Annotated in this window: 20 protein-coding genes; 6 read left to right on the top strand and 14 right to left on the bottom strand. The window is 64.0% G+C overall.

The features are described from left to right. The first annotated feature begins 13 nt into the window (after positions 1 to 13). Complete coding sequence (locus NCR37_RS19460) at positions 14 to 475, top strand: hypothetical protein (protein WP_250474462.1); 462 nt, start codon at positions 14 to 16, stop codon at positions 473 to 475. 225 nt (positions 476 to 700) lie between these two features. On the opposite strand, the gene NCR37_RS19455 is transcribed toward NCR37_RS19460, so the two are convergent. The 3 genes from NCR37_RS19455 to NCR37_RS19445 are packed head-to-tail and all read right to left on the bottom strand — an operon-like array spanning position 701 to position 2,655. Then, complete coding sequence (locus NCR37_RS19455; RefSeq protein ID WP_175940897.1) at positions 701 to 1,312, bottom strand: DUF5666 domain-containing protein; 612 nt, start codon at positions 1,310 to 1,312, stop codon at positions 701 to 703. A 49-nt stretch (positions 1,313 to 1,361) separates the two neighbouring features. Then, positions 1,362 to 2,129: a molybdopterin-dependent oxidoreductase gene (locus NCR37_RS19450; RefSeq protein WP_250474461.1), complete on the bottom strand. Its 768-nt coding sequence runs from the start codon at positions 2,127 to 2,129 to the stop codon at positions 1,362 to 1,364. Positions 2,130 to 2,133: 4 nt separating this feature from the next. Then, positions 2,134 to 2,655 (bottom strand): cytochrome b/b6 domain-containing protein, encoded by a 522-nt coding sequence (locus tag NCR37_RS19445; RefSeq protein ID WP_250474481.1) that lies wholly within the window; start codon positions 2,653 to 2,655, stop codon positions 2,134 to 2,136. Positions 2,656 to 2,890: 235 nt separating this feature from the next. Here NCR37_RS19445 and NCR37_RS19440 point away from each other — a divergent pair, with 235 nt between their 5' ends. Together NCR37_RS19440 and NCR37_RS19435 are read left to right on the top strand one after the other, a co-directional pair. Continuing rightward, positions 2,891 to 3,562: a heavy metal response regulator transcription factor gene (locus NCR37_RS19440; protein ID WP_206469105.1), complete on the top strand. Its 672-nt coding sequence runs from the start codon at positions 2,891 to 2,893 to the stop codon at positions 3,560 to 3,562. Further along, the gene (locus tag NCR37_RS19435; RefSeq protein WP_250474460.1) at positions 3,559 to 4,971 is read left to right on the top strand and encodes a heavy metal sensor histidine kinase; all 1,413 of its coding nucleotides are present in this window, start codon (positions 3,559 to 3,561) and stop codon (positions 4,969 to 4,971) included. Before NCR37_RS19440 ends, NCR37_RS19435 begins: the two co-directional genes overlap by 4 nt. A gap of 18 nt (positions 4,972 to 4,989) precedes the next feature. Here the strand turns inward: NCR37_RS19435 and NCR37_RS19430 are convergent, their stop codons facing one another. The 11 genes from NCR37_RS19430 to NCR37_RS19380 all read right to left on the bottom strand — a co-directional run bounded on the left by NCR37_RS19430 (position 4,990) and on the right by NCR37_RS19380 (position 14,933). Then, entirely contained in the window at positions 4,990 to 6,783 is a 1,794-nt protein-coding gene (locus NCR37_RS19430; RefSeq protein ID WP_250474459.1) for an FAD-dependent oxidoreductase, read from the bottom strand. After that, positions 6,780 to 7,892, bottom strand: coding sequence for a DedA family protein/thiosulfate sulfurtransferase GlpE (locus NCR37_RS19425; protein ID WP_250474480.1), 1,113 nt, complete (start codon positions 7,890 to 7,892; stop codon positions 6,780 to 6,782). The genes NCR37_RS19430 and NCR37_RS19425 overlap by 4 nt, the downstream gene beginning before the upstream one ends. Positions 7,893 to 8,271: 379 nt before the next feature. Further along, positions 8,272 to 9,237 (bottom strand): D-erythronate dehydrogenase, encoded by a 966-nt coding sequence (gene denD, locus NCR37_RS19420; RefSeq protein WP_250474458.1) that lies wholly within the window; start codon positions 9,235 to 9,237, stop codon positions 8,272 to 8,274. 28 nt (positions 9,238 to 9,265) lie between these two features. Beyond that, the gene (otnI, locus tag NCR37_RS19415; protein ID WP_250474457.1) at positions 9,266 to 10,054 is read right to left on the bottom strand and encodes a 2-oxo-tetronate isomerase; all 789 of its coding nucleotides are present in this window, start codon (positions 10,052 to 10,054) and stop codon (positions 9,266 to 9,268) included. A gap of 67 nt (positions 10,055 to 10,121) precedes the next feature. Continuing rightward, positions 10,122 to 11,075: an L-threonate dehydrogenase gene (ltnD, locus tag NCR37_RS19410; protein WP_250474456.1), complete on the bottom strand. Its 954-nt coding sequence runs from the start codon at positions 11,073 to 11,075 to the stop codon at positions 10,122 to 10,124. Further along, positions 11,038 to 11,742 (bottom strand): FadR/GntR family transcriptional regulator, encoded by a 705-nt coding sequence (locus NCR37_RS19405; protein WP_175942340.1) that lies wholly within the window; start codon positions 11,740 to 11,742, stop codon positions 11,038 to 11,040. Before NCR37_RS19405 ends, ltnD begins: the two co-directional genes overlap by 38 nt. A 101-nt stretch (positions 11,743 to 11,843) precedes the next feature. Next, positions 11,844 to 12,182 carry a thioredoxin family protein gene (locus tag NCR37_RS19400; protein WP_250474455.1) on the bottom strand — a complete coding sequence of 113 codons (339 nt, stop codon included), beginning with the start codon at positions 12,180 to 12,182 and terminating at the stop codon, positions 11,844 to 11,846. Positions 12,183 to 12,453: 271 nt separating this feature from the next. Further along, positions 12,454 to 12,981 carry a chromate transporter gene (locus tag NCR37_RS19395; RefSeq protein ID WP_250474454.1) on the bottom strand — a complete coding sequence of 176 codons (528 nt, stop codon included), beginning with the start codon at positions 12,979 to 12,981 and terminating at the stop codon, positions 12,454 to 12,456. After that, on the bottom strand, positions 12,978 to 13,523 hold the full coding sequence (locus tag NCR37_RS19390) for a chromate transporter (protein ID WP_250474453.1): 546 nt from the start codon (positions 13,521 to 13,523) through the stop codon (positions 12,978 to 12,980). The genes NCR37_RS19395 and NCR37_RS19390 overlap by 4 nt, the downstream gene beginning before the upstream one ends. Positions 13,524 to 13,592: 69 nt before the next feature. Then, positions 13,593 to 14,531: a 2-dehydropantoate 2-reductase gene (panE, locus tag NCR37_RS19385; protein WP_250474452.1), complete on the bottom strand. Its 939-nt coding sequence runs from the start codon at positions 14,529 to 14,531 to the stop codon at positions 13,593 to 13,595. Between the two features lie 60 nt (positions 14,532 to 14,591). Continuing rightward, a complete protein-coding gene (locus tag NCR37_RS19380; RefSeq protein WP_206469091.1) occupies positions 14,592 to 14,933 on the bottom strand; it encodes a hypothetical protein in 342 nt (113 codons plus the stop codon). Between the two features lie 283 nt (positions 14,934 to 15,216). On the opposite strand from NCR37_RS19380, the gene gnd reads away from it, so the two are divergent. The 3 genes from gnd to NCR37_RS19365 all read left to right on the top strand — a co-directional run bounded on the left by gnd (position 15,217) and on the right by NCR37_RS19365 (position 21,603). Continuing rightward, the gene (gene gnd / locus NCR37_RS19375; RefSeq protein WP_250474451.1) at positions 15,217 to 16,623 is read left to right on the top strand and encodes an NADP-dependent phosphogluconate dehydrogenase; all 1,407 of its coding nucleotides are present in this window, start codon (positions 15,217 to 15,219) and stop codon (positions 16,621 to 16,623) included. A gap of 539 nt (positions 16,624 to 17,162) precedes the next feature. Further along, positions 17,163 to 19,049: a type VI secretion system baseplate subunit TssF gene (gene tssF / locus NCR37_RS19370; RefSeq protein WP_250474450.1), complete on the top strand. Its 1,887-nt coding sequence runs from the start codon at positions 17,163 to 17,165 to the stop codon at positions 19,047 to 19,049. A 34-nt stretch (positions 19,050 to 19,083) separates the two neighbouring features. Then, a complete protein-coding gene (locus NCR37_RS19365) occupies positions 19,084 to 21,603 on the top strand; it encodes a type VI secretion system Vgr family protein (protein WP_250474449.1) in 2,520 nt (839 codons plus the stop codon).

Raw genomic sequence — 21,603 nt, 5'->3', positions numbered from 1 at the left:
AAGCAAATTTGCTATGAAAAAATCAGTAATTCGTTATCTGGGCATAGCCGTCCCGGCCCTTTTCATAACGGCCGCACAGGCGGGCGAAAAGTTCTACGTATTAACCTCAAAAGGCGAAGTCCCGTACAATGCACAGATCAAAATTGCGAAAGGCGCAGGGTGGCGTGAAGGCAACAAGACCGTGTCATACGACATGACGCTAGACTCGGCGCATTGTCACACGCACATGACCGGTCACGCGAAGTTCTACTCGAAGCTCGACTCCGTCGGCAGCGACTCCTCCATCCTGCCCGATGGAAGGTACGTGCTATCGAACGTGTTCAGGGACGTTGGCGCGAACGGAGTTGTGGAGATCACCATGGACGTGCAATCTCGCACGCCCCAATATGTCGGCGTGGGAATCCAAAACGCCCCGCTGACGCCTGGAAGCTGCATCACAGAGAAGGACGACGGCTGGAATTTCTTTCGATGGTAAGTTCGACTCGTGCGCAACGACTCGAGCGTTCGCTGACGACGAACGAGGACGCTTTGTGACTCGGCACCTGCGTCAACTCAAATAGGCGCACGTAGTGAAGTGTTCCGTGCAGTCCTTTCACTACGCCCTCCACGGACACGTCGATAGTTGGTCGCGAGCCACGCGCGCCCGCAAGGACTTCGCGAATCTCCTGCGGGCCGCTCACCTTCACTGCAACCTACAACCTCACATCGGCGGCACAACCCCCTCCTTCTCCACCACGATCCGCTGTGCCGCAAAATCCCCACCGGCCGGGCTCGCCACGACGAACACCTTCTTCCCCGGCTTCAAATCATCGTGCGTGGCAGGCGCGAACGTCACCACCGGCACATTCTCCGGCACCGTGATCGAACTGGAACCGCCCTTATACGACAGCTTCAGATCACGTCCGCTCGTGCCCTGAACGACCTGATCGACGTTCGCGTTCGTCATCGAGCTCTGCGGGCCCAGGTCCCACGCGTAATGTCCCTCGCCCGTGCCGCGCGCCGCTTCCGGGAACACCAGCACTTCGGTCGCCGTGAGCTTGCCGTCGGTGCCCGTCGTCGCCGCCGTGCCGACGAACTCGCCCGGCTTGATGTCCTGCAGCTTGATGTTCCTGAGCGCCGTCACCGGCGTGTCGGCTTTGACCGTGATTTTGACCGTATCGCCGCTGCGGCGATGCACCGTGAGCGTGTCGCCCGACAGCGCGACGATATCGCCGCGAATACGCGTGGGCTTGGCGGCGGGCGTCTGCGCGAACGCGCCAGCCGTGAATGCGAGCGCCGCAATGCTGACGCCGAGTTTCATGCGAATCGACATGCAATCTCCTTGTGGTTGAACAAAAGACAAGCGTTGAATCAATGTTTGATCAGGAACCGCCGAACCAGTTGTAGCCCTGGTTCTCCCAATAGCCGCCGGGGTATTCGTTAGTCACGGTTATCGCGACGATATGCTTCGGGTTCTTGTAGCCGAGCTTGGTCGGCATGCGCAGCTTCATCGGGAAACCATACTTCGGCGGCAAGATCTGGCCGTCGTACGTCAGCGTGAGCAGCGTCTGCGCGTGCAGCGCGGTCGGCATGTCGATGCTCGTCGAGTAGTTGTCCGCGCAATGGAACGCGACATACTTCGCGCTCGTATCCGCGCCGGCGCGCGCCAGAAAATGCGCGAAGCGCACGCCGCCCCATTTGCCGATCGCGCTCCAGCCTTCTATGCAGATATGCCGCGTGATCTGGCTTTCCTGCGGCATCGCGTGAAGTTCGTCGAGCGTCCACACGCGCTTGCCTTTGACGAGCCCGCCGACTGCCAGCTTGTACGCGGACGGATCCACTTCCGGCACTTGGTCGATGTCATAGAACGCGTTGAACGGAAACGGCCGCGTGATCATCGACTCGGGATAGGTCGGCGCGAGCTTGTTCGGATCGAAGAGCAGCGCCTGCGCGTCGTCGTTCAGCGACGAAATCTTGCGCAGCATCGCGTTCACGGATCTGTCGTCGGTGATATTGCAGCCGGACAGCATCACGAGGCCGCCCAGCGAAAGAATGCGCTTGCCGAACAGGCGCCGCGCGGGCGCTTTCAGTTCCTTCGCGGCGTCCTTGATGATGGACTCGGCGTCGAGTGTGTTCTTGCTGATCCGCATGGCGTCAACGTCCTTTGATCATCAATACGAGCGAGCGCGGCACGAGCGCGACCATCGCCACATGCAGCACGACAAACGCAACGAGAAAGCTCATGCCGAAGAAATGTACGACGCGGGCGTTGTCATAGCCGCCCATCAGCGTGCGCAGCCACGGAAACTGCACGGACTTCCACACGACCAGCCCCGACAGAATGATCACGACGATATCCACGATCACCGCGAGATACGCGAGCTTCTGCACCGCGTTGTAATGCGTGAGATCGTCGTGGCCGAGCTTGCCGCGCAGCGCGGCGAACGCATCGCTGAAGACACTCTTGATGCTCAACGGAAACATGCGGCGGCACAGGCGGCCGGTCGCCACATTCATCGCGAGATAGACGATAAAGTTCGCGACCAGCAGCCACATCGCCGCGAAATGCCACTGAAGCGCGCCGCCGAGCCAGCCGCCGAGCGTGATGGCGGGCGAGAACGTGAGCGCCTTGAAGATGGGCGACGCGTTATAGATTTGCCAGCCGCTCGTCACCATCACGAGAATGGCGAGCGCATTCACCCAATGCGTGATGCGCAACCAGAGCGGCTGAACCGGCCGAAGTGTTCGTTCTTGCACGTAGTGCCTCGCGGGTCGATGATCGAGCATGGACGCATGCTAACGGCCTCGCGCTGATCGATCGATGACGTCTCCATGACGTTTTTGTCATTTGCGGCGGAACAAGGCAGACGCTCGATAGAATCACGTCAACCTGATAACGAAGCTCGCGCGCATGACCATCCTCGTGATCGAAGACGACCGCAAGACCGGCGACTACCTGAAAAAAGGGCTCATCGAGTCCGGCTATCAGGTGGACCTCGTGCGCAACGGCACGGACGGCCTGCATCAGGCGCTCGCCAACCCGTACGAGCTGATCGTGCTGGACGTCATGCTGCCCGGCATCGACGGATGGCAAGTCATGGCCGCATTACGCGCGAAACGTGACTTGCCTGTCATTTTTCTCACGGCGCGCGATCACGTCACGGACCGCATTCACGGACTGGAACTCGGCGCGGACGATTATCTCGTCAAGCCGTTCTCCTTCACCGAACTGGTCTTGCGCATTCGCACGCTGCTGCGTCGCGGCGTGATGCGCGAGTCCGATACGTTTCAGATCGCCGATCTACATGTGGATGTCTTGCGCCGCAAAGTCACGCGCAAGGGCATCGACATCGTGTTGACCAACAAGGAGTTCGCGCTGCTGCATCTGTTCTGCAAGCATCCCGGCGAAGCGTTGTCGCGCACGCTCATCGCATCCGAAGTGTGGGACATGAACTTCGACAGCGACACCAATGTGGTCGATGTCGCTGTCAAACGCCTGCGCGCGAAAATCGACAACGCGTTCGAGCCGAAGCTCATTCACACGGTGCGCAGCATCGGCTATTCGTTCGGAGAGGACGCTTGAACCGGCGCTTGATTCCGCGCTCGCGCTCGCTTGCACTGCGCATCGCGCTGTCGTTCGCAGCCATCGTGTGGATCGTGGTCGGCATGGTCGGCGTGGCGCTGTATCAAGCGACGAACTCGGCGCTGTCCACGCGCGCTGATTATCAGTTGATCGGACGCGTGGAGCATTTTCGCTCGCTGCTGCACGATCTTTATACGATCAACGAGATCGAAGCGCGCCCCCGGCTCTTCGAAACCATGCTCGGCGACCGGCAGGACGTGATCATTTTCCGGCGCGCCGGATCGGCGGCGTTCATCAACGTCAATCCCGATCATATGCCATTGCCGCCGCTGCATATCGTGCCGGTCGACCGCGCGATCGGGCTCGACGATCTGTACGAAGGCGCCCGCGCCGACGGCGTGCGCATGCGCTGGATCGGCGCGCAGGCGCGCATCGGCGAGAGCGGCGAAGTGGTCGAGATCATCGCGGCGCATGTGATGACGCAGGAAGCGCGCGTGCTGTCCACGTACCTCGTTCGCGTGTGGGTCAACATGATCGGCGCGGCGCTCATCGCGATGTTGCTGGCGTACTGGGCCACGAGCCGCGGCCTGCGACCGCTCAAGCTCATGGCCGACAAAGCCGCCGAGATCACGCCCCACCGCCTGTCCTCGCGTCTCGACGTGGCGCATGCGCCGACTGAATTGCAGGGCCTCGCCGCGTCGTTCAACGCCATGCTCGACCGTCTGGAAACCGGTTACGAGCGCCTGCTGCAATTCTCGGCGGACCTCGCGCACGAACTGCGCACGCCCATCGGCGTGTTGATCGGCGAGACGCAGGTGACGCTCGCGCACGCGCGCAGCGCGCCGGAATATCGCAACGTGCTCGAATCGAATCTCGAAGAACTGGAGCGGCTCGCGCGCATCGCGCAGAACATACTGTTTCTCGCGCAAGCGGATCACGGCGAGCAGGCCATCGAGCGCGAGCGTCTCGACATACGCGAGGAATTGCAGAGCATCGCGGCGTATTTCGAAGGCATCGCGGAAGAACGCCGCATCACGTTCGATATCGACGCAACCGGCGACATGCACGCCAACGCGATCATGTGCCGCCGCGCTATCGGCAATGTCGTGGTGAACGCGGTGCGGTATGCGACGCCGGATAGCGTCGTGCGTCTGTCCGGCCACGCGGATGCCGAGGGCGCGTGCATCGTCGTCGGAAATCGCGGCGCGCCGATCCCGCGCGAAGCACTCGCGCGGCTTTTCGACCGCTTTTATCGTGGCGACGCAGCGCGCAGCGAATGGACCGAATCGAGCGGACTGGGCCTCGCCATCGTTCAGGCGATCATGCGGATGCACGGCGGAAGCGCGTCGGCGGAGTGCTCGGCCGACGGCTGGATCGAGTTCACGCTGCGCTTTCCCGCCGAAGCCTGAGCGCGCCTGGCCAAGCGCTCACGTCCCCGCGACGCTCGCCACTTCGCGCTGCGCCAGCAACGCGTGGATCTGCGAGACGACCGCCGCGCCTTCGCCCACGGCCGCCGCCACGCGCTTGGTCGAACTGGAGCGCACGTCGCCGATGGCGAACACGCCCGGCACGCTTGTTTCCAGTCCCATCACGCCTTCGGTGCGTCCCTCGTGCGCCTCGGGTCCGGTCAGCACGAATCCTTTTGCATCCGTATTCACGCTGCAATCGCGCAGCCAGTCGGTGTTCGGGTCCGCGCCGGTGAACAGGAACAGATGCCGCGATTCGAGCTTGAGCGGTCCATCCGGCGTCTTGCAGTTGATGGCCGTGAGCATGCGGTCATCGCCTTCCAGCGAGACGATCTGCGTATGCGTGCGTACCGTCACGTTCGGCAACGAGCCGATGCGCTCCACCAGATAGTGCGACATGCTCGCCGAGAGGCTCGCGCCGCGAATCAACACGTCGACGTGGCGCGCGTGCGATGCGAGATACACCGCCGCCTGCCCCGCCGAATTGCCGCCGCCCACCAGTACGACGTCCGCGTTCTTGCAGAGCTTCGCCTCGACCGGCGACGCCCAGTAGTAGGTGCCACGGCCCTCGTAACGTTCCAGCCCTTCGATGGCCGGCCGCCGGTACGCCGCGCCCGACGCGATCACGACCGTCTGCGTGGCAACGCGCGTGCCGTTTTCCAGTTCGATTTGAATGGGCGACTCGCCGCAATGCAGCGCCTTGATGCGCGTCGGAATGGCGATGTGCGCGCCGAACTTCTGCGCCTGCACGAACGCCCGCCCCGCGAGCGCCTGACCGGAAATGCCGGTAGGAAAGCCGAGATAGTTTTCGATACGCGAGCTCGCGCCCGCTTGCCCGCCCGGCGCGCGGCAATCGAACACCGCCACCGACAATCCTTCGGACGCCGCATAAACCGCCGTCGCAAGACCGGCCGGCCCCGCGCCGACGATCGCGACATCGTAGACGTGGCTCGAGTCGAACTCGGGCAGCCAGCCGAGCTGCGTCGCCACCTGGTTCTCGTCGGGCGCGCGCAACACCGTGCCGTCCGGACAAATGACGAGCGGAAAATCCGCCGTGGAGGCCGAGATGCGCTCCAAAAGCGCGATGGCGTCCGGGTCCGTGCTCGCGTCGATGACCGTGTGCGGATAGCCGTTGCGCCGGAAGAAGCCTTGCAGCGAGATGAGCCGGCCATCGTCCGCCTGGCCGAGCAACACGGGCCCGCTGCCCTTCTCGATCAACCCGACGCGCCGCAGGATCAGCGCGCGCATGATGCGCTCGCCCAGTTCCGCTTCGGCGACGAGCAGCGCGCGCAGCCGTTCGGGCGGGATCACGATGCCTTCGACATCCTCGGCCGCCATGCCGTCAACCAGACACGGTTTGCCGGAAAGCTGCGCGACTTCCGCGAGAAAGTGCCCCGCGCCGTGTGCGACGACGATATGCGACTTGCCGAGCGCATCGCGCCGGGTGACGCGCACGAGTCCCTTCAGTATGACCACCATGCCGCGCCCGACTTCGCCCGTGCGGAACATCCACTCGCCCGCGCGCCAGCGCGCCGCCTTGCCGAAGCGGGACATGCGCTGGATCTCGTCGTCGGTGAGACGCGGAAACATCTGGTGCGCCCGCGTTTGCAGCGGCGAGAACGGCGCGCTCTCCGCTTCGGGCGCGGCCGCGGCCGGCGCTGGCGTGCCCGAATCGTCCGGCGGCGGCATGCCCGGACTCCACGCCACGACGTTCGGCATCTGCGTGGCGTGATCGCTGTTCGGGGTGGTGCTCATGCGTGATCTCCGTGAGGTAAGCCGGGTTCATGCAGGGGCGCCGACGTTATGTTGGCGGACGGTGTGTTGGGCGACGCCGCATCTCGCACCATCGGCAGCGAGCACGTATTGGCCATCTGCTCCGCTTCCTCCGGCGTCGCCGCGACGATTTCGCCGAACTCGGTCAGCTTCGCCACTTCGAAGCCGGCGAGCCGCCATGCGTCGAGGCCGCCCGTGAGCGGAAGAACGTCGCGAAAGCCCGCGTTGCGCAGCGTCTTCGCCATCCATGCGGCGGACACTTCGTTCGGGCACGAGCAGTAGATGACGAGCTTGCGCTCCTTGTCGTAGTTCTCGATGATCTTCTGCAACTCGCGCTCGTCCGCGAACAGCGCGCCCGGAATCACGTACGGGTCGAGCATCCGCTTTTCCGCCGAGCGGATATCGAAGATGACGGGCAGCGGATCGCCGTGCATCAGCGCGTACAGATCGTCCACCGAAATGCGCGCTTTCTCCAGCGTCGCCATGAGCGCGCGGCGGCGCCACCAGCGGTAGGTCACGTAGACGGCGAGCAGCACCGCCACCACGATCACCGCCTGGCGTCCGAGCCGCGAGATCATCGCGAAGACCATTTCCAGTTCCGCCGCGAACACCACGCCGACGGAGAGGCCGACCGCGCTCCACAACGCGACGCCCGCGCCGTCGTGCAGGACGAAGCTGCGCAACCGCACGCCCATCGCGCCCGCGAGCGGCACCGACACGAGCGACAAACCGGGGATGAACTTCGCGACGAGAAGGATGCGCACGCCCCAGCGTCCGAAGAAGCGTTCGGTCTTCTTCACGCAGGTATCGCGCGAAAGCGACAGCTTGCAGATGGTTTTGAGCGTGCGGTCGCCGTACTTGCGCCCGCCCTGGAACCAGACGAGATCGCCCAGCACGCCGCCCAGCACAGCGACGGCGAGCACGCCGACGAGCGGCGGCCAGAACGCTCCGCCGTTCACGGCCATGAGCGCGGTGGATGCACCGACGATGATCATCGTCGGCATGGCGGGCACGGGCAGCCCGAGCGCGGAGCCCATGACGTTGATGAAAACGATCGCCGGGCCGAAACGATCGACTAGCTGGTGGAGCAACATGGGATCTCCCGCGTGCGCGATGGCGTTCTGACGTGACCGAAGCGCTTGCCGCGAGCGCGGCGAAGGCGGCAATCCGGCCGCGAGCGAGGGAGAAACGGGCGTGCGACGCCCGTGATCCACTGCGGCCTTCGTCACACTGAAGAGAGGAGTGTAGCGCGGAAATAAGGATGTAAGCGTGACACGTGCGCGGCATGCCGAGCGCGATGGCGTTAGCTATCCGCTCCTTTGAATTGGCTGCGCGCGTTTGCGCTCCTGGCGCTAAACAGTGTGCGGTTCGCGCGAGCTTCACGCGACGAGCGCGGCTAAGAGGTCGGCGGCTGCATCACCCGACGGTTCTGCCGCGCCGCTCCCGCATGAAGTTCGCCGTCTTGCCCCGCTACCCGCGCATTTCCTCGATATAAGCGCGAATCACCTCAGCGAACGACCGGTCCCCCGTCAGTCCCAATTGCTGGGCGCGCGACGTATCCCACGCGCCCGGCCAGCTTGCGACGATCTTCGCAATGCGCTCGTCGCGCTGCCAGTCGATGCGCGACGCCGCTTCGTCGCCCGCCACTTCGCGCAGCGCCGCGACCATCTCGTTCACGCTCACCGACAACCCCGGCAGATTGATGATCGGCCGCATGCCGAACTCGGCGCGGTCGATCTCGCAGCCGGCGATCAGCGCATCGACGGCGCTCTTCGGCGAGAGCAGCCACAGCCGCGTTTCGCCGTCCACCGGACACACCGAGCGTTCGCCGTTCAGCGGCTCGCGAATGATGCCGCTCGCAAACGACGACGCCGCCGCGTTCGGCTTGCCCGGCCGCACGCTGATGGTCGGCAGCCGCAGCACGCGGCCATCCACGAAGCCGCGCCGCGAGTAATCGCAGAGCAACAGTTCCGCAATGGCCTTCTGCGTTCCATACGACGTTTGAGGGTTCAGCGCCGTGTCGTCCTGCACGATGTCCGGCAGCACGCCGCCATAGACCGCAACCGAACTCGTGAACACGACGCGCGGCGCGTGCCCCGACGCGCGGCAGACTTCGAGCAGCGTGCGCGACGCGTCCAGATTGATGCGCATGCCGAGATCGAACTCTGCTTCGGCCTGGCCGGAGACGATGGCCGCGAGATGGAAGATGGCGCGCGTCTCGCCGTCGATGCAGCGTTCCAGCACGGCGCGCTCCGCAATATCGCCGGTCTCGGCGCGCACGCGCGGGTCGGCGAGCAGATGCGCGTCGGCGGGACGCGCCACGTCGAGCAGCAGCACTTCGGTGACCGGCTGGCCGTCGAGCGTCCCACGCTCAAGCAACCGCTTGGCGAGCCGCTGGCCGAGAAAGCCCGCGCCGCCCGTGATCAGTATTTTCATGTCGTCGCTCCGGAACGCATCACACGCATCACAGATAAGGCTTCAGCCAGCCGAGACCTTCGGAAGTGCCCGCTCTCGGCCGGTATTCGCAGCCGATCCATCCGTCGTAGCCGAGCGAATCGATCAGTTCGAACAGATACGGGTAGTTCAGCTCGCCGATATCCGGCTCGTTACGGTCCGGCACGCCCGCGATCTGAATGTGCCCGATGCCGGCGTTCGGCCGCTTCATGTCGCGCTTGAGTTTCACGGCGATATCGCCTTCGACGATCTGGCAGTGATAGATGTCGAACTGCACTTGCAGATTCGGCGCGCCGATTTCATCGCAAATGGCTTGCGCCTCGTCCTGTCGATTCAGGAAGAAGCCGGGGATGTCGCGCGTGTTGATCGGCTCGATCACGATGCCGACGCCCGCCGTCTGCCCCGTTTTCGCCGCGTATTCGAGATTGCGCAGATAGACGGCGCCGTGCTCGTCGCGCGGCTGATCCGGCGCGATGAGGCCGGCCATCACGTGCAGCTTCTTGTTGCCGAGCGCGGCCGTGTATTCGAGCGCCTTGTCGATGCTTTTCCGGAACTGGTCCTCGCGCCCCGGCAACGACGCGATGCCGCGTTCGCCTGCCGCCCAGTCGCCGGGCGGCGCGTTGAAAAGCGCCTGCGTCAGGCCGTTGTCGGTCAGGCGCGCCTTAATATCGGCGGCGGGAAAGTCGTACGGGAACAGGAATTCGACTGCCTCGAAGCCGTCTCTCGCGGCTGCGGCGAAGCGGTCGAGGAACGCGTGTTCGGGGTACATCATCGTCAGATTCGCGGCGAAGCGGGGCATCGCGTGTTCTCCTTCAGTGTCTTTGTGGCGGCTCGGCGGCGTGCGGCTCGTCTTATCGCATCAAGCGTCACTTCGCGCCTTTCGGAAGCTCGATGCCGGGAAAGATCTTGATGACCGAGGAATCGTCCTCGCCGCCGTACCCGGCCGTCGACGCCATCATGAACATCTGATGCGCGGCCGCAGAAAGCGGCAGCGGAAACTTCGTGCTGCGCGCCGTATCGAGCACGAGGCCCAGGTCTTTCACGAAAATATCGACAGCGGAAAGCGGCGTGGTGTCGCCCGCGAGGATATGCGGCACGCGGTTCTCGAACATCCACGAATTGCCCGCGCTGTGCGTGATGACGTCATAGAGCGCCTCCGGATCGACGCCTTCGCGCAAGCCGAGCGCCATCGCTTCGGCGGCCGCCGCGATATGCACGCCCGCGAGCAGTTGATTGATGATCTTGACCTTCGAGCCCGCGCCGTGCGCGTCTCCCAGCCGATACACCTTGCCGGCCATCGCATCCAGCACGTCTTCGCACGCGGCGTAGGCGGCGGCGGGGCCGGAAGTCATCATCGTCATTTCGCCGGATGCGGCCTTCGCCGCGCCGCCGGATACCGGCGAGTCGAGCATCAGCACGCCTTTTTGCGCGATGCGCTCGCCCAGTTGCACGGCGAACGCAGGCGCGACCGTCGCGCAGGCCAGCACGACGCCGCCGGGCTTCATCGCGTCGACGGCACCGGACTCGCCGAACAGCACGGCTTCCGTTTGCGCCGCGTTGACGACGAGCGTCACGACGACATCGCACTGGCTGCCCAACTCGGCCGGCGACGCGCACGCGATGCCGCCTTCCGCCGCGAAGGCGTCGAGCACGTCGCGGCGCACGTCGCACGCATGGACGGCGAATCCCGCCCGCAAGAGCGAGCGCGCGACGCCCATTCCCATCGCGCCCAGCCCGATGACTCCGACGTTTCTCGACATGGCGTTCCTCTGGTTTGATGTGTTAGCGAATGCCCGCTTCCGCGAGACGGCGCGCGGCATTGATGAGATGCGTCTGCGCGGCGTTGCGCGCGGCCACGGCGTCGCCCGCGCGGATGGCATCGGCAATGGCGGCGTGTTCTTCGCGCACCTGCCGCGAGAAGTCCTCGCGCAACGCTTCGTTGCGGCGCGTGACGACCGTGCCGGCTTCGAGATATTGATTAAGAAACGCGAGCGTCTTCAGAAAATACGGATTGCCGGTCGCGTTCGCGATCTCGCGATGAAACGCCACGTCTTCGGCCACGCCGTCGCGTCCTTCGCGCACGGCTTCGTCGATACGGCCAAGCGCCGCGTCAATCGCCTGCAAATGCGCGTCCGTGCGATGCATCGCGGCTTCGGATGCCACTTCGGCTTCAATCGCGCGACGCAGCGCGAGAATCTGCACGACCGCGCCCGGTTCGACCGCCTGCGCGTAATCGATGCGCAGCGGCCGGATGCCCGCGCGCTCGACGATGAACACGCCGCTGCCCTGCCGCGGCTCGACCATGCCTTCGTTTTTCAGACGAGAGACGGCTTCGCGGATCACCGTGCGGCTCACGCCGAACTCCTGCGCGAGCACGGCTTCGCTCGGCAGCTTGCCACTCGCGGCGAAGCTGCCATTCTCGATCAGCGTCTGCAGTTGCTGCGCGACTGTGTCCGATAACGCGCGAGGCGGAATTTTTTCGAACAGGCGCGGAGTGGACGGTTGTAAAGTCATCGGGTCATCATACAAGTCAGATGCGGCGCTGTCTTGCTGGCGATAACCCTGAGCGCGCTAAAAAGCGCGAACGGTCATTCAGCGAGCGGCTCGTCGATGAGCGCGAGCGCGTCGCGAATTTCTCCGACGTCGCCCGGGCGCACTAGACGCGCGACTTCCTTGCCTTCGAGCATGAAGATGAGCGTCGGCCACAGCTTCACGCGGAAGGATCGGCCGAGCGGGCGGCCGCTGCCATCCTCGATCTTGATGTGATGCACGCCGCGATGCGCCTGAAACGCCTGCGCGATCAGCGGCTGCGCGGCGCGGCAGAAGCCGCACCAGTCCGTGCCGAATTCGACGACGGTCGGCGCGGTCATCGCGTCGATTTCGCTGCGTTCGGGCGCGGTCTTCGCGTATTCGGTGGTCATGGTCATGGCGCATTCCTCGTGTTTGCGTCGGCTGTTTGCATCTGCTTGAAGTTCAGCAGGAAGCCTGCCAGGTTGGCGCCCAGCCGGTTAGCGGCCGAAGCCCGACAGCTTGCCGTTGCCCGGTCACTGCTTCGGGCACAGTAAGCCCGTCATTCGTCGGTCACTGCTCCGAGCCGGTCATGAGCGCGCCGTTAGCCGGTTGGCGCGCGAAATCCGATCAGCTTGCCGTTGCTCGTTTGCTTCCGAAGAACCGACAGTCACAATTCGCCGTTGTCGGTCACTGCCCGAAGCCCGACAGCCCGATCAGCGCGCCGCCCGCGAGCAGCCACAGCGGATGCAGCTTCGTCTTGTATGCGAGCACCGCGACCGTCGCCGTGATACCGACGAGCACCGCCGCGCGGTCCGACGCCTCGGCAATCAAAAGCGCGCTCGCCGCGACGAGTCCGACGGTGATCGGCGCGAGCCCGAGCTGCACATAGCGCCGCCACGGGCGGTCCTTGAACTGCTCCCACGCGTGCAGCGCGAGAATCGTCACGAGCGACGACGGCCCGAACTTCGCGAGCGACGTCACGACGACGCCCGGCCATCCCGCGACGTGCCAGCCGATCAGCGTGACGACCATCATGTTCGGCCCCGGCGCGGCCTGCGCGAGCGCGAAGAGCGCGGAGAAATCGGCCTTCGTCATCCAGTGATGCACCTGCACGACCTGCCGCTGCATCTCCGGCAAGATGGTGTTGCCACCGCCGAACGCAAGCAACGACAACTGGCTGAAGATGGCCGCGAGCGAAAAGAGATCGTCTTTCATCGGCGCACCTTCCAGGCGATCAGCACGGAGATAGGCGTGAGCACGAGCATCGACGGGAGCAGCGGCGTGCGCAGCAACGCGATGCTCGCGAACATCACGATCGCGACGGCGGCGGCCTCCGGCTTCTTGCGCAGCGGCCAGAGCAGCTTCACGGCCATCGCGATCAGAAGCCCCGCCGCGGCCGCCGCGAGCCCTGCGAAGAGATGCGCGACGCGCGGGTCCTGATGCGTGCGCTGATAGATGACGCCGAGCCCGATCACGATCAGCGACGGCCCGACGAGCAGCCCCAGCAGACCGGCGAGCGCGCCCGGCACGCCGCGAAAGCGCATGCCGACAGCCACCGATAGATTGATCACGTTGCCGCCCGGCAGGAACTGGCAGAGGCCGAGCAGATCGGTGAAGGCTTCGGCATCGAGCCATTTGCGGCGCTCGACGATCTCGCGTCGCGCGAGCGGCAGCGCGCCGCCGAACGCCGTGAGGCCGAGCGTCAGAAAGCCTAGGAAAAGTTCGGGAATCGTGGGACGGGCGGAATCCGGTGGCATGGCGCGGTGAAGAGCAAAAGCCAAGAGCGTACAGCGTCGGGCCGCCCGGCATAAGCGGCCCGCGCGGGTTCATGCCTGAGAAGCGCGCGCCCGCCTTGCTTCATACGCCTTCAGATGCGCATACGCCGTTGCCAGCACGGAGGACGACGCATCCACCGCCGATTTCCGCCGCGCAAGCAAATCGCCGACGATATGGTCCGCTTCGATCGGCGCGTTGTTCTCGATATCGCGCAGCATGGACGCCGTCATCTGCGAGCCGCGCTCGGAGAAGAACGCACGCGCACGCGCGAGCACGGCATCGCCGGGAGCGTGGCCGTTGTCGGCGGCGATCTCGCGGCATTCATCGAAGAGCCGACGCAGTAGCGCTTCGCCGCCCGGCGCGGCCACGATGTCGCCGATCGGCGCGCGCATGAGACACGTGCCGCTCGCGAGCGTCGCGAGAAAGACCCACTTGTCCCACATCGACTGAAGAACGTTCTCGCTCACGTTGAGTTCGAAGCGCGCGCCGCCGAGTTGCTGCTCGATGGCGTCGATGCGCGGCGTCCGGCCGCCCGCGCGCTCGCCGATGGTCATCGACTGCATGTTGTTCAGATGCCGGATCGTCCCTTCTGCATCGAGCGTCGCGGCGATCACGCACTGGCCGCCGAGCACGTTCGCGGCTTCGAAACGCGCGTCGAGCGCATCGAGGTGAGCCATGCCGTTCAGGAGCGGCAGAATGGCCGTGTCGGGACCGACGGCGGGCGTGAAGGAATCGATCGCGCCTTGCAGATCGTAGGCTTTGCAACTCAGCAGAATGAGATCGAAAGGCTGGTCGATGTCTTCCGCAAGAACGACAGGCGGATTCGCGAACGTCAGATCGCCTTCAGGGCTTCGAACGTTCAGCCCGCCTTCGCGCAGCCGCTCGGCGCGGCGTTCGCGCACGAGGAAGGTCACGTCCCTGCCCGCTTCCAGCAGCCGCGCGCCGAAATAACCGCCGATCGCCCCCGCGCCTACGACCAGAATCCGCATGTCTCGCTCCTTATCGCGATAGTTGTCCGATAGTTGCCTGATAATCGCCGCTGTTCGCCTTCAAGCCTGCCAGACGCCGTAACCCGCTTCGCGCAAGCCGATCGCCAGTTCTACTTCCATGTCGCGCGCGCCGTCGTAGGGCATCGGGTTGTACATCTCGTACAGATGCGGCAAGAGCCGCAGCCCGAATTCGCGCACATAACGATTCGACTGAATGCCCGCCTTATGCTTGTCGAAACGCACATCCGGGTCCACGCCCGTCATGCCGACATACACGAACGGCTTGCCGAGCACGTAATCCGGATTTGCACGACGAAAGCGCGCTTCGTTCCAGACGGCGTCCGAGAGTTCGACGACATAAACCGAATAGTGATGCGCTCGCGTGCGCCGGGAAAGCGCCATGATTCGTTGATAGCGTGGCTCTTGGCGTGTTGCGCCGATGGCGGGCGTCCATTCTATGCCGGCGAACCGCGCCGCGCACAACCGCGCCGCTGCCGGATAACGCCCGAAGTGGTAAATTCGGGCGGTCTGCGCTCGCGCACCGGCCGGGCGGCGGCGCAATCCTTCGCCGGTCGGACAAGAGGACGACCCCTCCCGCGCGAAGCCCGCATTCAATCGACACGTTTCTTTCCCGAAGCGACAAGCGCCACGAGCCGCGATCGCTTCGGTCATTCGGAGATCAAGCATGAGCAAACAAGCTATCGGCGTGGTGGGTCTCGCCGTCATGGGCAGCAATCTGGCCTTGAACATCGAGAGCCGCGGGCACGCTGTGTCGGTCTACAACCGCAGCCGCGCCAGAACCGACGAACTGATTGCCGAACACCCCGACAAGAAGCTCGTGCCCACGTACACGCTCGAAGAGTTCGTGCAGTCGCTCGAGACGCCGCGCCGCATCCTGATGATGGTGAAAGCCGGCGCCGGCACCGACGACACCATCGCGGCGCTGCGTCCGCTGCTCGAAAAGGGCGACATTCTCATCGACGGCGGCAACACGCATTTCACCGACACCATCCGCCGCAATCAGGACCTCGCGAAGTCGGGCCTGCATTTCATCGGCACGGGCGTGTCGGGCGGCGAGGAAGGCGCGCTGAAAGGGCCGTCGATCATGCCGGGCGGACAGAAGGAAGCGTACGAACTGGTCGCGCCGATCCTCACTGAAATCGCCGCGAAAGCGCCGGACGGCGAGCCGTGCGTCGCGTACATGGGACCGGACGGCGCGGGCCATTTCGTGAAGATGGTGCACAACGGCATCGAATACGGCGACATGCAGCTGATCGCCGAAAGCTACGATGTGCTGAAGCGCGTCGCGGGGCTGTCGAATGAAGAGTTGGGCAAGGTCTACGTCGAATGGAATCAGGGCGAGCTGGATAGCTATCTGATCGAGATTACGTCGAAGATTTTTTCGAAGAGGGACGAGGAGACCGGCAAGGATCTCGTCGATGTCATTCTGGATCGCGCCGCGCAAAAGGGCACGGGCAAGTGGACGAGCCAGAACGCGCTGGATCTGGGCGCGCCGCTGCCGCTGATTACGGAGGCGGTGTTTGCGCGCGTGCTGTCGTCGCTAAAGGATCAGCGCGTGGCGGCGAGCAAGGTGCTGTCGGGACCGGCGCCGAAGTTCGACGGCGATCGCGCGGCGTTTATCGAGTCGGTGCGACGTGCGCTGTATCTTTCGAAGATCGTTTCTTATGCGCAGGGCTTCGCGCAGTTGCGCGCGGCGTCGGAAGAGTACAACTGGAATCTGCAATACGGCGAGATCGCGAAGATTTTCCGGGCGGGCTGCATTATCCGCGCACGCTTCCTGCAGAAGATCACCGACGCTTATGCTACGAATAAAGACCTCGCGAATCTGCTGCTCGATCCGTATTTCAGCGACATCGCGGCGAAGTATCAGGACGCACTGCGCGATGTGGTCGTCGCGGCGGTGAAGGCGGGCATTCCGGTGCCGGCGTTTTCATCGGCGATTGCTTATTTCGACGCGTATCGGTCGGAGCGGCTGCCGGCGAATCTGGTTCAGGCGCAGCGCGACTTCTTCGGCGCGCATACGTTCGAACGGACGGATAAGGCGGGGAGTTTTCACGCGAATTGGGCGTGAGGAGTTGGTTGAGGCGTTAGTCGTGACGGGCGGTTTGTGTTGCACTGACTGCTGAGAGAGCCCTGGCTTCGTGAGCTGAGCCCCAAGAGTTGGACATTAATCCGACCTTGGGGTTTTTTCATGAAGAAGCACGATGAACAGTTGAAACGCGAAGTAGTGCTGAGTACCACGATAAGACTTGCGTTCGACCGGCTCCGGCCCACCGTCGTCAGCCTTTCCGGTCACACCCTCATCGTCGTCTGCGCTCGCCGATAGCGACAAGAGTTGCTTCCAAGGATAAAAGCGGTGGCTGCTCGAGTGCAGCGTCGCGCTGTTAGTCCAATCTCTAATCCATATCACGGCGAACCTGGGGTGGCCGGAGCCTTTCGGGACGGGGTGGGCATCACCCACTTTTGTCACGTTTAGTCGCATCAATAGCCGACGCATGTTTAGGATGGCAAACTCTTCGGCATCCGTCCCTATCTCGGCGCCATGCGACTCGAATTCGTCATGCCAAGCAGCAACTCCGCATCCCGCCGTTCCGGGGCGCGTCGATAGCCATGGATCCGCGCTTTCTCGAGCAGTATCTGCAGCAACTGCGCTATATCGAAGCGAGCGCGCATGAATTCGGCAATGATCATCTAAAGATCGGCCGACGGCTGGGCATCAGCGAGAACGAAGTGGCCGATCCTTTCGTTCAAAGGCTGCTCGAAACGTTCGCCTTCGTCATGGCGCGTGGCGCGCAGCGTATCGAGGACGCGTTTCCTGACTTCATCCAGCCGTTGTTGGCGGTGACATACCCGAACTACGTGACACCTATTCCTTCAATGGCCGTGGCGCGTGCGTTCCCCACAGACGGCGACGGTCATCGTCGCGACGGCATCCTGTTGCCACGTGGCACCGCGTTCAAATCCGTCGTGTCGGAGGAAGCCCAAACTGCATGCGAATTCCGCAGCAGCCAGGACGTGCAGATCTTCCCGCTCGACATCGCGCGGGTTCGAGCCATCAACGCTCCACCGCCCGACATTCCGATGCTTTATCGCTACGTGCCGGCAGACCAAACCGTGCTCGGCGCGCTGCGCATCACGCTGCGCACCGTCAACGGCATGCCGATCTCCGGGCTAAGCGGCCTGGACCGCCTGCCGGTGTATCTGGCCGGCGATCAGACCACGGCCTCGCACCTGTTCGAACTGCTGCATACCGCGAGCATCTCGACGGTTATCGCCGCGCCCGGCGCGTTCGCCAACGGCAGGCTGCACTGCGTCTCCCGCGATGCCGTGGTTCACGAGGGGCTGGAGCCTGAGCAGAGCCTCTTGCCGTGCGTGCCCGACCGTTTCCACGGCCACAATCTGCTGCACGAGTGGTTTTGTTTTCCGGCGCGCTTCGGCTTTTTCACGCTGACCGGTCTGAGCAAGGCGCTCGCGTCGATTCATGGATCCGGGGCCGAGATCGTCGTGCTGTTGAATCGGCCGTTCGGGGCGCTCGCGGAGCGGATAAGCGCGGCGGACTTCGCCCTTCACTGCACGCCGATCATCAACCTGTTTGCGCGAACTGTCGGGCCGCTTAAGATCGACGCTGCCGCTCGTGAGCATGTCCTGACGCCCGTGCCCGACGCGCCACGTGACTACGAAGTGCATTCGGTGCAAGCCGTGCGCGCGCAAGCCGGGCAAGACTCTCCGCCGGTGGCCTTTCACGATTATCACGCCGCGTATCGAGACGACCGCTTGCGCGACGCACGCTACTTCGCGCTGCGTCGCGTGCTCAATCAGACGGACTACGACGAGCGTCAGTACGAGACGCGCCGTCCGTTCACCGAGACGCGCACGCTGCTCGCGCTGATGAACAAAGACGGCCAGCCGCTAGCGCAAGCCTTTGGTTATCTAACGCTAGACGCGTGGCTCACCAATCGCAATCTGCCTTGTCTGATCGCGTGCAACGGACACAACGATGTGGTTGCCGACCGCACACTGCCGATCACGGGCATCGGGTTGATTCGCGCGCCCACAGCGCCGAAACCGGCTATGGCGATCGGCAAGCGGGCCTGGGAGTTGTACGGGCAACTGAACCTCGACTACCACACGCTCAATTCGTCGCCGGATGAGTCGTCCGCGGAAGGCTTGCGCCGCCTGTTGCGCCTGTATCTGAACGACGACTCCGCATCGCAGCGTCGTCAGCTCGATGCCCTCGTCGGCACGCGCACGCAACCGGTGACGTGCCTGCTGTCGCCCGAGTTAGACCAGCCGTACGGACGCGCGATCGAATGCACGCTCACTTTCGATGAGGCGCGCATGGACGGCGTGAGCCCCTATGCGCTTGCGTTGGCGCTGGAGCGCTATGTCGCGCGGCACGTGTCCACGCACAGCTATACGACTATGGCGCTCAGATCCTTGCAGCGGGGGCTTATTACGCAATGGCTGCCGCGCATGGGCACGCGAGGCATCGCTTGAGTCTCACAAGTAGAAACAAGAAAGGAGTTGCAGCATGAGTTGGTTCGATCAGCCGCGTACGCTCGCCTTGTCGGGCCGCGCGCTGCCGCAATGGCTCGATGAGCCGTTGCTCGTCGTCTCGCGCGTGAAGGGCAACGAAGAGCTCGGGAAGCTCTATGAATACGACATCGAGGTCAGCACCGTAGAGGCTGCCCACCTGCCCGTGCAGCAGGCGCAGGCACTGGTGGATCTGGATAAACTCGCCGGCAAGGAAGTCACGCTCAGCATTGCCGTAGAGGGCAACGGCACATGGGTACAAGGCGCCACGCGCGCCTCGATGCTCAACATCGGCGCGGATGTGCGCAAGATCACCGGCGTGATAGCGGAAGCGCAAGCCATCGGCGCGGACGAGCGGCGCGCGTTCTATCGCTTCAAGCTGCGCCCGCGGCTTTGGATTGCCACCCTCAATCGCGATAGCCGAACGTACCAAAACCGCGATATCAAGCAGATTTCGACGGAAATTCTCAACCGGCTGAGCATTCCGTTCGAGTTTCGGCTCAGCGGACCGTTTCTCGGCAAGCGCGGATATCCGGCGCGCGACTATCAGAGACAGTGGTGGGAGTCGGACTACGCGTTCCTCGACCGGCTCTGGCAGGAATGGGGCATCACCTACTTCTACGACGACGCGACGCTCGTGCTCTGTGACTCGCCCGGCTCATTCAAGCAGCACGGCCCGGCCTATCAAACGGTGCGCTATCTGGATCGCGGCGGCCAGCGTATCGACGAAGAGCATATCCACGCGTTCAATGTCACCCGCCGCCTCACCACCGGCAAGGTGTCGCTGGTGGACTATGACTACACGCAGTCCGTCGTGAAGCTCACCGCGCAGCGTACGCAGCACAGCGAGAGCACGCAGGACAACGCCGAAGAGTACGCCTGGGGCGACTACGCGCAACCGCTCGCAACGCCGCTCGGCGTCTCGGGACGCCCCAACGATGCGATATTCGAAGCCGAGCATCTGGCGCAGGTCAAAGTCGAGGCGCATCGCGCGCAAAGTCGGCTCGCGAGCGGCTCGGGCAATCTGCGCGGGCTGATGACCGGCTATAAGTTCCGGCTCGAAGGTTATCCGCTCACGCCGGGCGATGGCGAGTATCTCGTCGTGTCGACAGCGCTGGAAATCGTCAACAACGATACGGTCACCCATCGCGGCGCGCTCGAGCGCCGCTATCAGTGCGAGACGCACTTCACGGCCGTGCCCGCCGACACGTTCTATCGCACGCCGCAGACGGCGACCAAGCCGCGCGCTTTCGGCGAGATGGCGGTGGTGGTCGGTTTCGACGATCAGGACAAGATCCTCACCGACCCGTATGGGCGCGTGAAGGTGCATTTCGTCTGGGACCGCGTGAGTCCGCTCAACGACACGGCGAGTTGCTGGCTGCAGGTGGCGTCGCCCTGGCAAGGACCCGGCTACGGCGCGTTGTGGACGCCGCGCGTGGGGCAGATGGTGCAGATCGGCTATTTCGATAGCGATCCGGACCGGCCGTTCGTGATGGCTGCGCACAGCACGGAGAACCATCAACTGCCGTGGGAGTTGCCGCGCAATAGCGTGCTCTCGGGCTGGCGCAGCCGCGACTTGAACGGGCAGTCGGCCAATAGCGTGCTCACCGACGATACGCCGGGCCAACTTCAGGTTCAGGTGGCGAGCGATCACGCGCAGTCGCGGCTGGTGCTGGGGTCCAATACGCGCATCGACGGGCATAAGGGGCGCAGCGAGGCGCGGGGCGTTGGGTTCGAACTCGCGACCGAGGCGCACGGTGTCCTGCGGGCCAACGCTGGTCTCTTGATGACGACCGAGGCGCGCGCCGGTGCGACATCGCCCGTCAAGGACATGGGCGAGACTGTCGCGCGGCTCACGCAGGCGCGCGGGCAGCATGAGGAGATGGGGCGAATTGCGCAGCAGCATCTGGCGCAGACGGCCGACATAAGCCAGGCCGACGCGGCGCAAGCCATCAAGACGCAGAACGAGGCGATCAAAGGCGGCGCAAAGGCGCACGACAATCCGTCGCCGGAGATGACGCGGCCCGACGTGGTGCTCGCGAGCAGCGCGGGGATCGCGACGACTGCGGCTGAGAGTACCCATCAGGCGAGCGGTCAGGATCATGCGATCACCGCCGGGCGGGATATGAGCGTGTCGCTCGGTCGCTCATTGCTTGCGTCCGTGCGTGGCGCGATTTCGATGTTCGCGTATCAGCTTGGGCTGAAGTTGATTGCGGCGAAAGGCAAGGTCGAGATTCAGGCGCAAAGCGATCAGATGGCGCTCGCGGCGCTCAAGGACGTCACGATCAGCAGCACGGACGGGAAAGTCGTGATTACCGCGTCGAAAGAGGTGTGGATTGGCGCGGGCGGATCGTATGTCCAGATCAACGGCAGCGGGATCGTGAACGGATCACCTGGACCGATCTTGGAGAAAGGGGCGTCGTGGGACGTGCCGGGGCCGGATGCGAAGCTGGAGCCGGCTCCAGCCATGCCCCAAGGCAATTCGAGAACAACAGACATCTATCACCATTCGCGCTAA

The sequence above is a fragment of the Caballeronia sp. GAFFF1 genome (genome assembly GCF_023630705.1).
GTDB lineage: Bacteria > Pseudomonadota > Gammaproteobacteria > Burkholderiales > Burkholderiaceae > Caballeronia.
The sequence above is the reverse complement of the archived record's forward strand: the minus strand, read 5'-3'. Positions and strand labels throughout refer to the sequence as shown.